At 65.0% G+C, this 14,232-nt stretch carries 17 protein-coding genes; 5 read left to right on the forward strand and 12 right to left on the reverse strand.

The genetic code is table 11. From position 1 onward, the window contains the following. Positions 1–63 precede the first annotated feature (63 nt). The 6 genes from DEM25_RS15030 to DEM25_RS15050 form a co-directional block, all read right to left on the reverse strand. A complete protein-coding gene (locus DEM25_RS15030; protein WP_109768295.1) occupies positions 64–900 on the reverse strand; it encodes a cytochrome c1 in 837 nt (278 codons plus the stop codon). A 33-nt stretch (positions 901–933) separates the two neighbouring features. Continuing rightward, entirely contained in the window at positions 934–2,247 is a 1,314-nt protein-coding gene (locus tag DEM25_RS15035; protein WP_109768251.1) for a cytochrome b, read from the reverse strand. An 11-nt stretch (positions 2,248–2,258) separates the two neighbouring features. Then, positions 2,259–2,822 carry a ubiquinol-cytochrome c reductase iron-sulfur subunit gene (gene petA / locus DEM25_RS15040; RefSeq protein WP_109768252.1) on the reverse strand — a complete coding sequence of 188 codons (564 nt, stop codon included), beginning with the start codon at positions 2,820–2,822 and terminating at the stop codon, positions 2,259–2,261. A 142-nt stretch (positions 2,823–2,964) separates the two neighbouring features. Then, a complete protein-coding gene (locus DEM25_RS15045; RefSeq protein ID WP_342633485.1) occupies positions 2,965–4,692 on the reverse strand; it encodes an ABC transporter ATP-binding protein in 1,728 nt (575 codons plus the stop codon). A gap of 45 nt (positions 4,693–4,737) precedes the next feature. After that, complete coding sequence (locus DEM25_RS18395; RefSeq protein ID WP_342633486.1) at positions 4,738–4,875, reverse strand: hypothetical protein; 138 nt, start codon at positions 4,873–4,875, stop codon at positions 4,738–4,740. After that, positions 4,876–6,726 carry an ABC transporter ATP-binding protein gene (locus DEM25_RS15050; RefSeq protein ID WP_109768253.1) on the reverse strand — a complete coding sequence of 617 codons (1,851 nt, stop codon included), beginning with the start codon at positions 6,724–6,726 and terminating at the stop codon, positions 4,876–4,878. A gap of 383 nt (positions 6,727–7,109) precedes the next feature. On the opposite strand from DEM25_RS15050, the gene DEM25_RS15055 reads away from it, so the two are divergent. Continuing rightward, on the forward strand, positions 7,110–7,598 hold the full coding sequence (locus DEM25_RS15055) for a tRNA (cytidine(34)-2'-O)-methyltransferase (protein WP_109768254.1): 489 nt from the start codon (positions 7,110–7,112) through the stop codon (positions 7,596–7,598). On the opposite strand, the gene DEM25_RS15060 is transcribed toward DEM25_RS15055, so the two are convergent. Continuing rightward, positions 7,582–7,977, reverse strand: coding sequence for a VOC family protein (locus tag DEM25_RS15060; RefSeq protein WP_109768296.1), 396 nt, complete (start codon positions 7,975–7,977; stop codon positions 7,582–7,584). The genes DEM25_RS15055 and DEM25_RS15060 overlap by 17 nt on opposite strands. 77 nt (positions 7,978–8,054) lie before the next feature. On the opposite strand from DEM25_RS15060, the gene soxR reads away from it, so the two are divergent. Beyond that, positions 8,055–8,543 carry a redox-sensitive transcriptional activator SoxR gene (soxR, locus tag DEM25_RS15065; RefSeq protein ID WP_109768255.1) on the forward strand — a complete coding sequence of 163 codons (489 nt, stop codon included), beginning with the start codon at positions 8,055–8,057 and terminating at the stop codon, positions 8,541–8,543. Here soxR and DEM25_RS15070 read toward each other — a convergent pair. Together DEM25_RS15070 and DEM25_RS15075 are read right to left on the reverse strand one after the other, a co-directional pair. Next, positions 8,521–8,988: a GNAT family N-acetyltransferase gene (locus DEM25_RS15070; RefSeq protein ID WP_109768256.1), complete on the reverse strand. Its 468-nt coding sequence runs from the start codon at positions 8,986–8,988 to the stop codon at positions 8,521–8,523. The genes soxR and DEM25_RS15070 overlap by 23 nt on opposite strands. A 3-nt stretch (positions 8,989–8,991) precedes the next feature. Next, positions 8,992–9,234 (reverse strand): hypothetical protein, encoded by a 243-nt coding sequence (locus DEM25_RS15075; protein WP_245412953.1) that lies wholly within the window; start codon positions 9,232–9,234, stop codon positions 8,992–8,994. 135 nt (positions 9,235–9,369) lie between these two features. On the opposite strand from DEM25_RS15075, the gene hemF reads away from it, so the two are divergent. Both hemF and DEM25_RS15085 read left to right on the forward strand, forming a co-directional pair. Continuing rightward, positions 9,370–10,284 carry an oxygen-dependent coproporphyrinogen oxidase gene (gene hemF, locus DEM25_RS15080; protein ID WP_109768257.1) on the forward strand — a complete coding sequence of 305 codons (915 nt, stop codon included), beginning with the start codon at positions 9,370–9,372 and terminating at the stop codon, positions 10,282–10,284. A gap of 101 nt (positions 10,285–10,385) precedes the next feature. Beyond that, a complete protein-coding gene (locus tag DEM25_RS15085; RefSeq protein ID WP_109768258.1) occupies positions 10,386–10,565 on the forward strand; it encodes a DUF1059 domain-containing protein in 180 nt (59 codons plus the stop codon). Between the two features lie 18 nt (positions 10,566–10,583). Here the strand turns inward: DEM25_RS15085 and DEM25_RS15090 are convergent, their stop codons facing one another. Genes DEM25_RS15090 through DEM25_RS15100 form a run of 3 tightly spaced genes read right to left on the reverse strand, consistent with a single transcriptional unit; the run spans position 10,584 to position 13,071 of the window. Next, the gene (locus DEM25_RS15090; RefSeq protein ID WP_109768259.1) at positions 10,584–11,816 is read right to left on the reverse strand and encodes a CCA tRNA nucleotidyltransferase; all 1,233 of its coding nucleotides are present in this window, start codon (positions 11,814–11,816) and stop codon (positions 10,584–10,586) included. Continuing rightward, positions 11,813–12,433 carry a CoA pyrophosphatase gene (locus tag DEM25_RS15095; protein WP_109768298.1) on the reverse strand — a complete coding sequence of 207 codons (621 nt, stop codon included), beginning with the start codon at positions 12,431–12,433 and terminating at the stop codon, positions 11,813–11,815. The genes DEM25_RS15090 and DEM25_RS15095 overlap by 4 nt, the downstream gene beginning before the upstream one ends. Before the next feature lie 8 nt (positions 12,434–12,441). Further along, a complete protein-coding gene (locus DEM25_RS15100; RefSeq protein ID WP_109768260.1) occupies positions 12,442–13,071 on the reverse strand; it encodes a DUF1285 domain-containing protein in 630 nt (209 codons plus the stop codon). A gap of 146 nt (positions 13,072–13,217) precedes the next feature. Between DEM25_RS15100 and DEM25_RS15105 the strand changes: the two genes are divergently transcribed. Continuing rightward, complete coding sequence (locus tag DEM25_RS15105) at positions 13,218–14,225, forward strand: AAA family ATPase (RefSeq protein ID WP_109768261.1); 1,008 nt, start codon at positions 13,218–13,220, stop codon at positions 14,223–14,225. Positions 14,226–14,232: the final 7 nt, after the last annotated feature.

A 14,232-nucleotide genomic window follows, 5' to 3' on the forward strand; every position in this document is an offset into this window, starting at 1 on the left:
ACGGCAAAGGAAAAGGGCGCCCGGAGGCGCCCTTTCAAATGTCACACCCTGTGCCGACGCGTCTCAGTGCTCGACGCGCGCCCAGACCTGCTTCTTGGACAGGTACAGGAGCGCCGCGAAGATCAGCAGGAACACCATCACGCGGAAGCCGAGCTGCTTGCGCTCGTCCATGTGCGGTTCGGCTGTCCACATCAGGAATGCGGCAACGTCCTTGGCCATGTTCGAGACGGTGGCCTCGGTGCCGTCGTCGAACTCATGCATGCCTTCGAACAGCGGCGGCGCCATCGCAAGCGCCGTACCGCTCGCGAAATAGGGGTTGTACCACAGGCCCTCGGGCACCGAGACGTCCTCGGGCACCTCATCCTTGTAGCCGGTCAGAAGCGAATAGATGTAGTCGGGCCCGTTTTCCGCATAGTTGCGGAACGGGTCGATCACGAAGGCGGGAAAGCCGCGGATCGGCGCCCGCGCCTTGGCGATCAGCGACAGGTCCGGCGGATAGGCGCCGCCATTGGCCGCGCGTGCCGCTTCCTTGTTGGGGAACGGCGAGGGAAACGCGTCCGCCGCCGTGGCCGGGCGGAAGAACATGTCTCCGAAATCGTCGGGACCGTCCTCGACCTCGTAATTGGCCGCGAACGCCTTGATCTGTTCGTCCGAGTAGCCAAGGTCGGCCAGATTGCGGAAGTTGACACGGCTGAGCGCGTGGCAGGCCGAGCAGTTCTCCGCGTAGATCTTCAGGCCGCGCTGCAGCTGCGCCTGATCGTACATGCCGAACGGTCCGGCGAACGACCAGTCCTGCTCGCGCGGCTTGTTCTTGGGATAGGCGCTGGCAGCCCACGCCCCGGTCGCCATCACCGTTGCGGCGATGGCGGCGGCTCCGAGTTTAACAACAAGGTTTTTCATCATCGATTCCATCGTCTGTTCGAGGCCGGGCCGTCAGGACTTGTCGGCGGACGCTGTCGCATCGCCCAGTTGCGGTGATCCGCCGCCGGTCTTGGCCGATCGTTCGAGCACCGCCTCGGTGATCGAATTGGGCAGCCGCCGTGGTTTTTCGACCAGCCCCAGAACCGGCATGACGATCAGGAAGAAGCCGAAATAGATCGCCGTCGAGAGCTGGGCGAGCGCCACATAGACGCCTTCCGCAGGCTGCGAGCCGAGCCAGCCCAGGAACACCGAGTTGATCACGAACAGCCAGAAGGCCAGCTTGTACCAGGGACGGTAGACCGCCGAGCGCACCTTGGACGTATCGAGCCAAGGCACGACGAACAGCACCAGAACCGCGCTGAACATGGCGATGACGCCGCCCAGCTTGGCCGTGATCGGGCCGATGTCGAACGTGATGGCGCGCAGGATCGCGTAAAACGGCAGGAAGTACCATTCGGGCACGATGTGCGCCGGCGTCACCATGGGATCGGCCGGGATGTAGTTGTCGGCGTGGCCCAGGAAGTTCGGCATGTAGAAGACGAAATAGGCATAGAGCGCCAGAAACAAGATCAGCGCGAACGCGTCCTTGATAGTCGCGTACGGCGTGAACGGCACCGTGTCTGTCTTCGACTTCACCTCGATGCCGGTCGGGTTCGTCTGCCCCGTCACATGCAGAGCCCAGACGTGCAGGATGACGACGCCGGCGATCATGAACGGCAGCAGATAGTGCAGCGAGAAGAAGCGGTTCAGCGTCGGATCGCCGACCGCGAACCCGCCGAGCAGCAGCTCCTGGATCGGAACGCCGATGACCGGGAAGGCGGTGAAGAAGCCGGTGATCACCGTGGCGCCCCAGAAGGACATCTGGCCCCAGGGCAGGACGTAACCCATGAAGGCGGTGGCCATCATCAACAGGTAGATGATGCAGCCCAGGATCCACAGAAGCTCGCGCGGCGCCTTGTAGGAGCCGTAATAGAGCCCGCGGAATATGTGCAGATAGACCGCCAGGAAGAAGAAGTGGGCGCCATTCTGGTGCATGTAGCGCATCAGCCAGCCCGAGTTCACGTCGCGCATGATGTGCTCGACGCTGTCGAACGCCTTGGTCGCGTCCGGCACGTAATGCATTGCAAGAACGATGCCGGTCACGATCTGGATGACAAGGAAGATCGAGAGGATGCCGCCGAACGTGTAGGCATAATTAAGGTTGCGCGGCACCGGATAGGCCACGAAGCTGTCATACATCAGCCGCGGTAGCGGCATGCGCGCATCGATCCATTTGCCGACGCCGCTGGTCGGCGTGTAGGTGCCGTGATGCTCGAGTTTGCTCATCGGGCGGCCTCCTAGACCTGGTCGGAGCCGACGATCAGGGTCGACTCATCGGCAAAAACATAGGGCGGAAGCGGCAGGTTGGTCGCCGCCGGGCCGCGCAAGATGCGGCCGACCATGTCGAACACCGAGCCGTGGCACGGGCAGAACCAGCCCTCCGGCGCGTTGTCGACGATGTTGGGCACGCAGCCCAGATGGGTACAGGTGGCCGATACGATCACCCAGTTGCGGGTTTCGGCGCCGTCAGGACCGGCGATGCGTTCGGCGGCCGGCTGGTATTCCTTCATGTCGCCCTCGCCCAGCGTGTCGGCGGCGGCGATCTCGTCGTCCAGCAGCTGCCGGATGAAATAGGGCTTGGAGCGCCAGGTGACGACAATGGTGCCGCCCGGCTCGATGGCGCTCAGATCGACCTCGATCGGCAGGCCGGCGGCGCGAACCGCCGCATCGGGGCGCATCTGGTCGATGAACGGCCAGGCAGCCGCAGCGGCGCCGACAACGCCCATCATCCCGGTGGCCACATAGATGAAATCCCGGCGGGTGGGCAGTTCGCCTTCCGGCTCCTGGGTCGCGTCTGTCACGGCGACGTCCTTTCCTTGCCAAAAATATTCGTCAAAAACTCAGGAATAATGCACGTCCCCGAGCGCAATCCGGCGCGTTAATAATGCCGGCTCACCGCCATTGTCTACCCCAGACCAAGGCATGATGACACTGTGTCGCGCACTATTCGGCAGCCTCGGCGAAGCTGAGGAAGCCGCCCGACTGGCGCGTCCACATCCGGGCGTAGAGACCGCCCTTGTCGCGCAGCAATTCGTCGTGCCGCCCGGTCTGGACGATACGGCCATTGTCGACGACGACCAGCCGGTCCATCGCGGCGATCGTCGACAGGCGGTGGGCTATGGCGATTACCGTCTTGCCGTCCATCAGCGTCGCCAGATTGTCCTGGATCGCCGCCTCGATCTCCGAATCGAGCGCCGACGTCGCCTCGTCGAGGATCAGGATCGGCGCATCCTTGAGCATGACCCGCGCAATCGCCACCCGTTGCCGCTGGCCGCCCGACAGCTTGATGCCGCGCTCGCCGACATGGGCGTCATAGCCCGACCGCCCCTTGGGATCGCGCGCGTCGAGGATGAAATCATGGGCCTTGGCCTTCTTGGCCGCCGCCTCGATCATCGCCCGCGTCGGATCGGCGGCGCCATAGGCGATGTTGTCCCTGAGCGACCTGTGCAGCAGCGACGGTTCCTGACTGACGACGCCGAACTGCCGCCGGAGCGAGGTCTGCGTGACCGACGCGATGTCGGTGCCGTCGATCGCGATCCGGCCGGTTTCCGGTTCGAACAGGCGCAGCATCAGCGACACGATGGTGGACTTGCCGGCACCCGACGGGCCGACAAGGCCGACCTTCTCGCCCGGCTTGATGTCGAGATCGAGCCCGTCGAACAGGCCGATATCGCCCTTGCCGTAATTGAAGCGGACATCCTCGAACCGGATATGGCCCGATACGGGCGCCATGTCCGGCGCATCGGGCCGGTCACGGATCACCGGCTCGACGGAAATCGTCTCGATGGCGTCCTGAACGGTCGAAAAGGCGCGGATCAGCCCGTTGATGTTGAACATCATCCAGCCCGACATCTGGTTGAGCCGGAAAACGAGACCCATCGTTGCCGCGATCGCGCCGGTCGAGATCGTGCCGGCCATCCAGCCCGAAACGGCGAGCACCGCGACCGCGCTCATCATCAGCCCGTTCAGCACCGCGACCGAGGTGCGCACCAGGGTGATCATCCGCGTCAGATGCGTGACCGCGCCCAGATAGTTGCCCATCGCCTGCTTGACGTCGCCGTGCTCCCGGCGCCCGGTGTCGAACAGCTTGACCGTCAATATGTTGGTGAAGATGTCGACCAGCCGGCCATTGAGGACCGAGCGCTCATTGGCGTTGTTCTTACCCGCCGCCCGCAGCTGCGGCAGCAGGTAATGCACCACCGCGCCATAGCCGAGCCCCCAGACGGCGACGACCACGCCCATGCGCCAGTCGAGCGTTGAAAGGACGATGAACGTCAGCGCGATGAAGGTCAGGAACGACCAGAGCGACTGCAGCGAGGTGATGATGAAGTCGCCGACCGATTCGCCCGCCTGCGCGATCTTGGTGGCGATGCGGCCGGCGAAATCGTCCTGGAAGAAGGCATAGGGCTGCTCGATCACCCGGCGGAACGACTGCCAGCGCACCATGGTGTAAAAGCGCGGCACGATCACCTGCTGCTCGATCAGCGCGGCGCCGACCATCACCAAGGCCCGCACGATCAGCAGCAGCGACAGAAGGCCGGCCAGCTCCCAGCCATGATCGGCCAGAAGCGTCGCCGGGGTCGAGCTGTCCAGAATGTCGATCAGCCAGCCGACGCCCCAGTAAAGCGCCGCATCGACCGCCCCGACCAGACCGCCGACGAGGAGCAACACGATGAACGGCCCGCGTGCCTGCCGCGCGAAATAGGCGATGAACTGTCAGGCGTTCTGCGGCAGCACCTCGCGGTCGGTGTCCCCGAACGGTTCGATGAACCGCTCCACCCGGTTCCACACCGGGTGTTCGGTCCGCCGGTAGGCCGGATCGGGGTCCTGGCCGGTGCTGCCGTAACGCGCCATCTACTCCGCCGCCTCCGCCTTGGCGTCGACGCCGATGAACCCGCCGGACTGGCGCGACCAGAGCTGGGCATAAAGCCCGCCTGCCGCGGCCAATTCGTCATGGCTGCCCTCCTCGATGATCGCGCCCTTGTCGAGCACGACGAGCCGGTCGAGATTGGCGATCGTCGACAGGCGGTGGGCGATGGCGATCACGGTCTTGCCTTCCATCAGCGCGTTCAGATTGTCCTGGATCGCAGCTTCCACTTCCGAATCGAGCGCCGACGTCGCTTCGTCCAGCACCAGGATCGGCGCGTTTTTGAGGAACACGCGGGCGATGGCGATGCGCTGGCGCTGGCCGCCGGACAGTTTCACGCCACGTTCGCCGACATGGGCGTCATAGCCGGTGCGGCCCTCAAGATCGACCAGATCCATGATGTAATCGTGGGCATTGGCGCGCTTGGCCGCCTCGATCACCTGCGCGTCGGTGGCCTCGGGGTTGCCATAGGCGATGTTGTCGCGCACCGAACGATGCAGCAGCGAAGTGTCCTGCGTGACGACACCGATCCGGCTGCGCAGGCTGTCCTGCGTCACTTGGGCGATGTCCTGCCCATCGACACGGATCACCCCGCCTTCCAGGTCGTAGAGCCGCAACAGCACATTCATCAGCGTCGACTTGCCGGCGCCGGACCGGCCGACCAAACCGACCTTTTCGCCCGGACGGACCGTCAGCGACAGATCGTCGATCACACCGCCTTCCTTGCCGTAATGGAAGCGGATGCGGTCGAACTCGATTTCGCCGCGTTCGACAACCAACGTCTTGGTACTGTCCGTGTCGGTCACCACCTGCGGCCGGGCGATCGTGTGCATGCCGTCCTCGGCCATGCCGATGTTCTCGAACAGGCCGGCCAGTTCCCACATCACCCAGTAGGACATGCCTTCAAGGCGCAGCACCAGGCCGACGGCCACCGCCAGCGCACCGACGGTGGCGTTGCCCGCCGTCCAGCCCCAGATGCCGATCGCCGCCACCGAGAACAGCAGCAGCGCATTGGCAATGTCGAGGCTGACATTGAGCGTCGTGACAAGCCGCATCTGCGGATGAACGGTCTTGAGGAAGTCGTCCATCGCCTCGCGCGCATAGCCTTCCTCGCGGCCCGCATGGGCGAACAGCTTGACCGTCATGATGTTGGTGTAGCTGTCGACGACGCGGCCGGTCATCGTCGAGCGCGCATCGGACTGCCGTTCCGAGATGACCCGCATCTTCGGCAGATAATGCCACATCAGGAGAATGTAGGTGCCCAGCCAGACCAGGAACGGCACCATCAGCCACGCCTGAAGTGTCGCCACCAGAATGACGGCACCGCCGAAATAGACGCCCACATAGATGAAGATATCGACGATCTTGGTGACCGATTCGCGCACGCCGAGCGCCGCCTGCATCACCTTGGTGGCGACGCGGCCGGCGAACTCGTCCTGATAGAAGCCGAAGGACTGGCCCAGCATGTAGCGGTGCGCCTTCCAGCGGATCACCATCGGGAAGTTGCCGAAGATGGTCTGGTGCATGATCAGCGAGTGGAACAGGCCGGTCAGCGGCAGGCCGACCACGATGATCGCGGCCATCCAGAACAGCGACCAGCCTTCATCGGCCAGGAAGGTTTCCGGATTGGCGCCGGTCAGCCAGTCGACGATGTTGCCAAGAAAGCTGAAGATCAGAACCTGCAGGATGCTGATCAGCGCCGTCAGGACGGACGTGACCGCAAGCCACGGCCAGATATCCCTGGTGTAATGCCAGCAAAAGGCGAACAGCGTTGCCGGCGGTTGGACGGGCCGCTCGGGCGGAAACGGATTGATGCGATTTTCAAACCAGGCAAACATTTTTGGCCTCGAAGCGTAAGGATGTAGAGCCGCAAAACGCGAGCGCCAGCACCGGCACCGTGACCGGCGCGGTTTCATCAGGGGCGCGCGACGCGCGAAGGGCTGCAGACAGAATCATGGTCGTGAACCGTTTGGCGGAACCAAACCGGCGGTCACGACGCGATGTCTTGAATGGAAGGTGTCGGAACCGCTGGTGCTAGAAGTCGGACGGGGCCGTGCAGAAACGCGGCAGGCCGATCCGGGGCGCGAACAGGATGTTCGAGCTGACAAACATCATAATTTTCATGCCTGCCTCCTGTTCGGTGAGCACCAACGCGTCTGGCCATAGCGCAACGGGGCGCCTAAAGCAACGCACACTCGACCAAACCGGCACCCATACCGACATGACGCTGTCATCATCACCGCGCCCCGAACGCCTCTCCATCGCCCTCTACCAGCCGGACATTGCCGGCAATGCCGGCACGATTCTGCGCACCGCGGCGTGCCTCGACTTTGCCGTCCACATCATCGAACCGGCCGGGTTCGATCTGTCCGACCGTGCATTGAAACGCGCCGGCATGGACTATCTGGAGATGGCGGCGCTGATCCGGCACGTGACGTGGGATGCCTTCGAACAGTGGCGACGGCGTCAAGGATTGCGGCTGGTGCTGCTGACGACCAAGGCCGACACGCCCTACACCGCCCACCGGTTCACATCCGATGACATCCTGCTGTTCGGGTCGGAATCGGCGGGCGTGCCGGAGACCGTACACAGTGTGGCGGACGAACGCCTGGCCATCACGATGGCCGAAGGCGCCCGCTCGCTCAATCTGGCCGTCTCCGTCGGCATCGCCGCCGCCGAGGCGATCCGGCAGATCAGCGTCCATAGCTGACCACTTCGAACTCGATGCCGTTCTCGTCCTTGAAATAAAAGCGCCGCCCGGGCTCGTAATCGTCATGGCTGTAAGGCTCGTGGCCCTCGGCCTTCACTCTCGCCTCCGTTGCGTCGAGATCGTCCACCACGACGCCGACATGGTTCAGATGCCCGGTGCGCATCTTGTCGAACGAAGCGGCATTCGGCTCCGCCGGCGGCGTGAAGACGGCCAGATAGCTCACCTGGTTGCCGACATGGACAGTGTGGCCATTGCCAAGCGCCGGACCCTCCCATCGCACATGCCAGCCAAACAGGCGGCAGAGCATGGCGGCCGTGGCCTTGGCATCGGGAACCGTCAGGTTGACGTGCTCGAGGCGGGCGACATTGGCGTCGGACATGGTGGTCTCCTTCTTGATGATTGGCTCGCCGGGAGTCATACTTTCTCAAGTCAACTTGAGATCAAGGAGAAAATCGTTTGCCGCGCAAGAGCCCTTTCCTGACCATCGGCGAGGTGGCCGCACGCACCGGTCTCGCGGTCTCCGCGATCCGCTACTATGCCGACGAGGGCCTGATCACGGCGCTGCGCAGCGAAGGCGGCAACCGCCGCTTCACGCGCTCCGAAATCCGCAAAGTGTCGTTCATCGCGATATCGCAGCGCCTGGGCTTCTCGCTGGCCGAGATCAGGGGCCAACTGGACCGGCTTCCCGGCGACCGCCCGCCCACCAAGGCCGACTGGGCGCGGATCAGCACCGGCTTCCGGGACGCGATCGATGAACGGATGGCGCAGCTCGAACGCCTGCGCGACCGGCTCGACGGATGCATCGGCTGCGGCTGCCTCTCGCTCGACACCTGCGCGATCTACAATGGCGACGACAAGGCCGCCGCGCTCGGTCCCGGCGCCAACTGGGTGGAAAAGCGTGAATCGGACCTGGGCCGGCCGGTCAGGCCCCAGCCGGCGGGATGACCGGCGCCTGCATGTCCCGGTGCGGGATGCCCGCATCCATATAGACGCCGGAGCAGACCGAAAAGCCGAGCTTTTCGTAGAACGGCAGGGCATGCACCTGGCTCGACAGAAAGAAAGTGCGACCGGCCGCCTCGGCCTCGTTGGCCAGATCGGCCATCATGAAGCGCATCAGCGCCGCGCCAAGGCCGGTGCCCCGCGCCCGGGGCAGCACCGCGACGCGCTGGATTTTGTAGCGGTCTTCGAGCGGCATAACGCGGCCGGTGCCGACCGGCCCGTCGGCGCCCAAGGCCAGATAATGGATGCAGTCGCCGTCGCGGCCGTCGCGCTCCAGCGCTTCATCCACGCATTGCTCGCGCACGAACACCTGATGGCGGATCGCCACGCAGGCCGTCATGTCGTCTTCTCCCTGCGCCCGGCGCAGCGTCCAGTCATTGTCGAGTGTCATGGGTCAGTCCGCGGTCGGCAGGCGGCGCATGGTGAATTCGATGACATCGCCGTCGAGCACGCGCCAGCTCTCGACCTGCGTCCAATAGGCGGCCTTGGGGTATTGATCGAACCATTCGCGCGCCTTGCGCCGCGCTTCGGGCCGGCTCAGCCGGTAGGTCTCCCGCACAAAGCCCGACGGGCCGCTCGAGCGGCTGGCTTCCAAATGGCGATTGACGAGCGCGCGCGGCGGCCTGGGCGGAGCCATCTGATACCTCCGCGTCAGACGATACCATATCGTTCCCGCGCGCCAAGTCCCCATCTGAAAGGTCACTGCTTGGCAAGGCCGGCGATGCGCGATAGGCACGACCCGATCGGGCACAAAGGGCAACGGGTTTGAAACATGGTTGAGCGGCCACAGCTGCCGGCGGGACTGCCGGCGGACATCGAGCACAAGAAGCGGCAGGCCAGCGCCTGGTTCGAGGAACTTCGCGACCGCATCTGCGCCGCTTTCGAGAAGATCGAGGACGATGTCACCGGCCCGTTCGCCGAATATGTGCCCGGCCGGTTCACCAGATCGCCCTGGGAACGCGACGACGGCAAGGGTGGAGGCGGCGTCATGTCGATGATGCATGGCCGCGTTTTCGAAAAGGTCGGCGTGCACACATCGACCGTGCATGGGGAGTTTTCCGAGGAGTTCCGCAAGCAGATCCCCGGCGCCGACGCCGACCCGCGTTTCTGGGCGTCCGGCATCTCGCTGATCGCCCATCCGCAAAACCCCAACGTGCCGGCCGTGCACATGAACACGCGCTTCGTCGTCACCACCTCCTGGTGGTTCGGCGGCGGCGCCGACCTGACGCCGGTGCTCGATGCGCGCCGCACCCAGGACGATCCCGACAGCGTCGCCTTCCACAAATCGTTCGAACTGGCCTGCTCCAAACACGCCGTCGCCGAATACCCCAAATTCAAGGACTGGTGCGACGAATACTTCCACCTTGCCCATCGCAACGAGCCGCGCGGCATTGGCGGCATCTTCTACGACTGGCAGCATTCGGACGATGCCGCCGGCGGCTGGGAGGCGGACTTCGCCCTGACCCAGGATGTCGGGCGCACTTTTCTGGTGGTCTATCCGCATCTCGTCCGGCGCAATTTCAACGACAACTGGACCGACGCCCAGCGTGAGGAGCAGCTGGTCCGCCGCGGCCGTTATGTCGAGTTCAACCTGCTCTACGATCGCGGCACCATTTTCGGCCTGAAGACCGGCGGCAATGTGGATTCGATCCTCTCATCCATGCCTCCGGCGGTGAAATGGCCATGACGCCCTGTCCGTTCGCCACTTAACCTCAGGCAAGGCGCACCGGCACAAAATCGTCAAAACTGCCCGTCATGATGACTTGGCGTCACCAGAGGAGGTGGATGATGAAGGAATTCAAGTGCGGCCAGCTTGTGCCGGGATGCCACTGGCACACCCATGATGACGACGAGGCCGAAATCGTCCGGCGCGCCGCCGAGCATCTGCGCTCGGCCCATGGCGAGGCGCGTCTGCGCGAGACCATGGTCGAAGAGATCAAAAAGCGCGTGCACGAGGTGCCCGCCTGACAAGAGCGGCCCCAAGGGTTACTCCGGCGCGGGCACGTCGGCCAAAAGCCTATCGCGGTCGAGCGAAAACCCGCTGTCGATCCAGCGCTTCTCGAGGGTCCGCAGGGCGTCGCCAAGCGCCGGCCCGCTGTCAAATCCCAGCGCCATCAGGTCGCGGCCGCTCAATGGAAAGGACGGTCGCGTCCATGAACCGGCATGATCGAGAAGGCGCACAAGGGATTGCGCGCCAACGTCGTCAGTGCCCAAAGCGGCGATGTCGAGCCGCATCCGGTCGGTGATCGCCTGCGGGTTACCCTGATACAACAGCCGTTCGAAATCGCCGGTCGCCATGTCCGGCGCAACGCCATGCGCCTGGCTGACGGCGACCAACCGGTCGCGCACGCGGCTCCCCAGCTTCCAGCGCTCCGCAAGTCCCTGCACGACCTCCTTGCGCAGCGGGATCAGCACCATCAGCCGCAGCACCGCGTCCGCTGGCCAGCCAAGGGCCTGTTCCGCCGCCATCAGCCCGTGAATGCCGTCAATGCCCCACTTCTCGCTCTCCGGCAGCACCAGCGACAGGACACCCGCCTGCCGCATCCACAACAGCGCACGCGACGGGTCGGGCGCCGCAAGAAGCTTGCGCATTTCCGTCCATATCCGCTCGGCGGAAAGCCCGGCCAGGCCCTCTTTGAGCCGCGCGCACGCCTTCAGCCCGTCCGCGTCGGGCCGGCCATGGCCATACCAGGCAAAGAAGCGGAAAAACCGCAGGATGCGCAGATAATCCTCGCGGATGCGCTGCTCGGGATCGCCGATGAACCGCACCAGCCGCCCCTCGATGTCAGCACGTCCGCCGACGGGGTCACGAAGCGTGCCATCGGCATCGGCATAAAGCGCGTTGATCGTGAAGTCGCGCCGCTCGGCATCGTGCTGCCAGCTGCGCCCGAACCGAACCACCGCCCGCCGGCCGTCGGTCTCGGTATCCTCGCGCAGCGTCGTGATCTCATAGCCGTGCCCGTCGATGACCGCCGTCACCGTGCCGTGCTCCATGCCCGTGTCGACCGCCTTGACGCCGGCCGCCTGAAGCCGCCGCATCGTCTCGCCCGGCTCGCTTGTGGTGGCGATGTCGATGTCCGTCACCGGCTGTCCCAGAAGCGTGTTGCGGATTGCGCCGCCGACGATGCGCGCCTCCTCGCCATCGGCGCCAAGCAGCGCCAGAAGCCGCTGCAGGCCGGCATCGTTCAGCCAGGAGGCCTCCAGTCGTCCCGCGCTCAAGCGTAGAGCCCTTCATAAACCGTGCGGATGATGCCCGCCGTCACGCCCCAGATGCGATGTTCGCCATAGGGCATTTCGAGGAAATAGCGGCGCTTGCCGTTCCAGACGACGCTGCCTTTTCGGTGATTGTCGCGGTTCATCAGAAACGCCATCGGCACCTCGAAAACGCTTTCAACCTCGTCCGGGTTCGGCCGCACCGGCGGGTCGCCCTCGATCACCGCCAGCACCGGGTGGATGCGAAAGCCCGATCCGCTCAGATAGACCGGCAGCCGTCCAACCGTCCGCACCGCGTCCCGCGGAATGCCGGTCTCTTCTTCGCATTCGCGCAGCGCCGCCGCCTCCGGCGTCAAGTCGTCAGGATCGATCCGTCCGCCGGGCAGCGCGATCTGCCCCGAATGGGTGCGCAGCGCCTCGGTGCGCTTGGTCAGCACCATGTGGGCGCCGTCGCCGCGCTCGATCACGCTGACCAGAACGGCGGCATCCTTGCGCGCCATCGCGCGGATGGCATCGGTCGCATCGGGATTGTAGCGGAAATCGCCGGCTTCGGGACCGGACCCGTCGCCGCGGCGGACGGCCCGGTCGGAAAAGTCGGCGACGCCGAACGGTGCGGAACGCATGTCCACCGTCACGATGCCGCCTCGGCCAGCGCCGCCTCGAGATCGGCGCTCTTCATGACCGGGAACGCCTGCCCGCCCGAATGGACGACGAACATCGGCGTGCCGTCGATCTCCTCGTGTGAGCCGAGCGCGATCAGATCGTACATCACCGCGCGTGTCACCAGCGCCTCAAGCCGGCCGCGCACATGCACATAGGGTTTGACGCCCATCGTCTCCGGCTCGATCTCAAAGCGAAGCGGATGGTCTTCACCCGCCTCGACGACATCGCCCACATGGGTGCGGAACGTTAGCACCTGCGCGCCGTCGCGCGCGCCCACATGCATCTCGACGGCCAGAAACGGCGCATCGGCAACGCGGATGCCGACCTTTTCGACCGGCGTGACCAGGTATGTCTTGCCGTCCTCGTCCTTGCGCAACACGCTCGAAAACAGCTTGACCAGCGCCGGGCGGCCGATCGGCGTGCCCATATAGAACCAGGTGCCGTCGGCGGCGATCTCCATATCCAGATTGCCGCAAAAGGGCGGGTTCCACTGCTCGACCGGCGGCGTGCCGCGCCCCTCGCCGGCACGCGCGACCAGCGCTTCGAGCCCTTTGAGGTCCGCCGGTGCCGCCGCCTTTGATTCGCCGTTTTCCGCCATTCACCTTCCCGGAGCCTGTTCGCGGCCAAATGCTGTGAAGTCACGAAATAGTCACCCCCGGCGCACTTGTCAGCACCCGGCCTTGATTTACCTTCGGTCGGGCAACCCTGTGCGAAGCGCGTGCCACGGGTCGATGGGAGATTGAGATGAGCGTTCATGCCACCACCGAGACCGTCGATGAGGCCGCTATCGTCGCCCAGGCGGAAACCGCGCTCGGCGATATCGCCAACATCAAAAGCGAGATCGGCAACGTCATCTTCGGTCAGGAAGACGTCATCCAGAACGCGATCGTTGCCATCCTGTCGGGCGGCCACGCGCTGCTGGTCGGCGTGCCCGGTCTTGCCAAGACCAAGCTGGTCGACACGCTTGGCACGGTTCTGGGGCTCGACAGCGGCCGCATCCAGTTCACGCCCGACCTGATGCCTGCCGACATCCTTGGATCGGAAGTGCTCGAGGAAGCCGACGACGGCAAGCGCCATTTCCGCTTCGTCAAGGGGCCGATCTTCACCCAGCTCCTGATGGCCGACGAGATCAACCGCGCCAGCCCGCGCACCCAGTCGGCCCTCTTGCAGGCCATGCAGGAATACCACGTGACCGTCGCCGGCCAGCATTACGATCTGCCCGCCCCGTTCCACGTTCTGGCGACGCAGAACCCGCTCGAGCAGGAGGGCACCTATCCCCTGCCCGAGGCACAGCTCGACCGGTTCCTGATGCAGATCGACATCACCTATCCCGAAGTGGAGGCCGAGCGCCGCATCCTGATCGACACGACCGGCATCGACGCGGCGGTGGCAAATCCGGTGGTCACCGCGCAACGCCTGCAGGAGTTGCAGACGCTGGTGCGCCGCATGCCGGTGCCCGAAAGCGTGGTCGAAGCGATCCTCAGGCTGGTCCGCTCGGCGCGTCCGGGCACCGGAACCGACGCCACCGACCGCCACGTGGCATGGGGCCCCGGACCGCGCGCCAGCCAGTCGCTGATGCTGTGTGCCCGCGCCCGCGCGCTTTACGAAGGCCGGTTTGCGCCGTCCGTCGACGATGTGCGCGCCCTTGCCGAGCCGATCCTCCAGCACCGCATGGCGCTGACCTTTGCCGCCCGCGCCGAGGGCATGAGCGTCGGCACGGTGATCGCCGGTCTCGTGGACGCACTGGAGTAGCCGGCCC

The organism is Oceaniradius stylonematis, from assembly GCF_003149475.2.
GTDB classification, from domain to species: domain Bacteria; phylum Pseudomonadota; class Alphaproteobacteria; order Rhizobiales; family Rhizobiaceae; genus Roseitalea; species Roseitalea stylonematis.

What these genes read in the sequence shown, in the direction of transcription:
- DEM25_RS18395 (WP_342633486.1), bottom strand. Translation starts at nt 4,875, where the DNA reads ATGGCGCGTTACGGCAGCACCGGCCAGGACCCCGATCCGGCCTACCGG.
- DEM25_RS15085 (WP_109768258.1), top strand. Translation starts at nt 10,386, where the DNA reads ATGAAGGAATTCAAGTGCGGCCAGCTTGTGCCGGGATGCCACTGGCAC.
- DEM25_RS15030 (WP_109768295.1), bottom strand. Translation starts at nt 900, where the DNA reads ATGAAAAACCTTGTTGTTAAACTCGGAGCCGCCGCCATCGCCGCAACG.
- DEM25_RS15075 (WP_245412953.1), bottom strand. Translation starts at nt 9,234, where the DNA reads ATGGCTCCGCCCAGGCCGCCGCGCGCGCTCGTCAATCGCCATTTGGAA.
- DEM25_RS15105 (WP_109768261.1), top strand. Translation starts at nt 13,218, where the DNA reads ATGAGCGTTCATGCCACCACCGAGACCGTCGATGAGGCCGCTATCGTC.
- DEM25_RS15060 (WP_109768296.1), bottom strand. Translation starts at nt 7,977, where the DNA reads ATGTCCGACGCCAATGTCGCCCGCCTCGAGCACGTCAACCTGACGGTT.
- DEM25_RS15100 (WP_109768260.1), bottom strand. Translation starts at nt 13,071, where the DNA reads ATGGCGGAAAACGGCGAATCAAAGGCGGCGGCACCGGCGGACCTCAAA.
- DEM25_RS15035 (WP_109768251.1), bottom strand. Translation starts at nt 2,247, where the DNA reads ATGAGCAAACTCGAGCATCACGGCACCTACACGCCGACCAGCGGCGTC.
- DEM25_RS15095 (WP_109768298.1), bottom strand. Translation starts at nt 12,433, where the DNA reads ATGCGTTCCGCACCGTTCGGCGTCGCCGACTTTTCCGACCGGGCCGTC.
- DEM25_RS15070 (WP_109768256.1), bottom strand. Translation starts at nt 8,988, where the DNA reads ATGACACTCGACAATGACTGGACGCTGCGCCGGGCGCAGGGAGAAGAC.
- hemF (WP_109768257.1), top strand. Translation starts at nt 9,370, where the DNA reads ATGGTTGAGCGGCCACAGCTGCCGGCGGGACTGCCGGCGGACATCGAG.
- DEM25_RS15050 (WP_109768253.1), bottom strand. Translation starts at nt 6,726, where the DNA reads ATGTTTGCCTGGTTTGAAAATCGCATCAATCCGTTTCCGCCCGAGCGG.
- DEM25_RS15055 (WP_109768254.1), top strand. Translation starts at nt 7,110, where the DNA reads ATGACGCTGTCATCATCACCGCGCCCCGAACGCCTCTCCATCGCCCTC.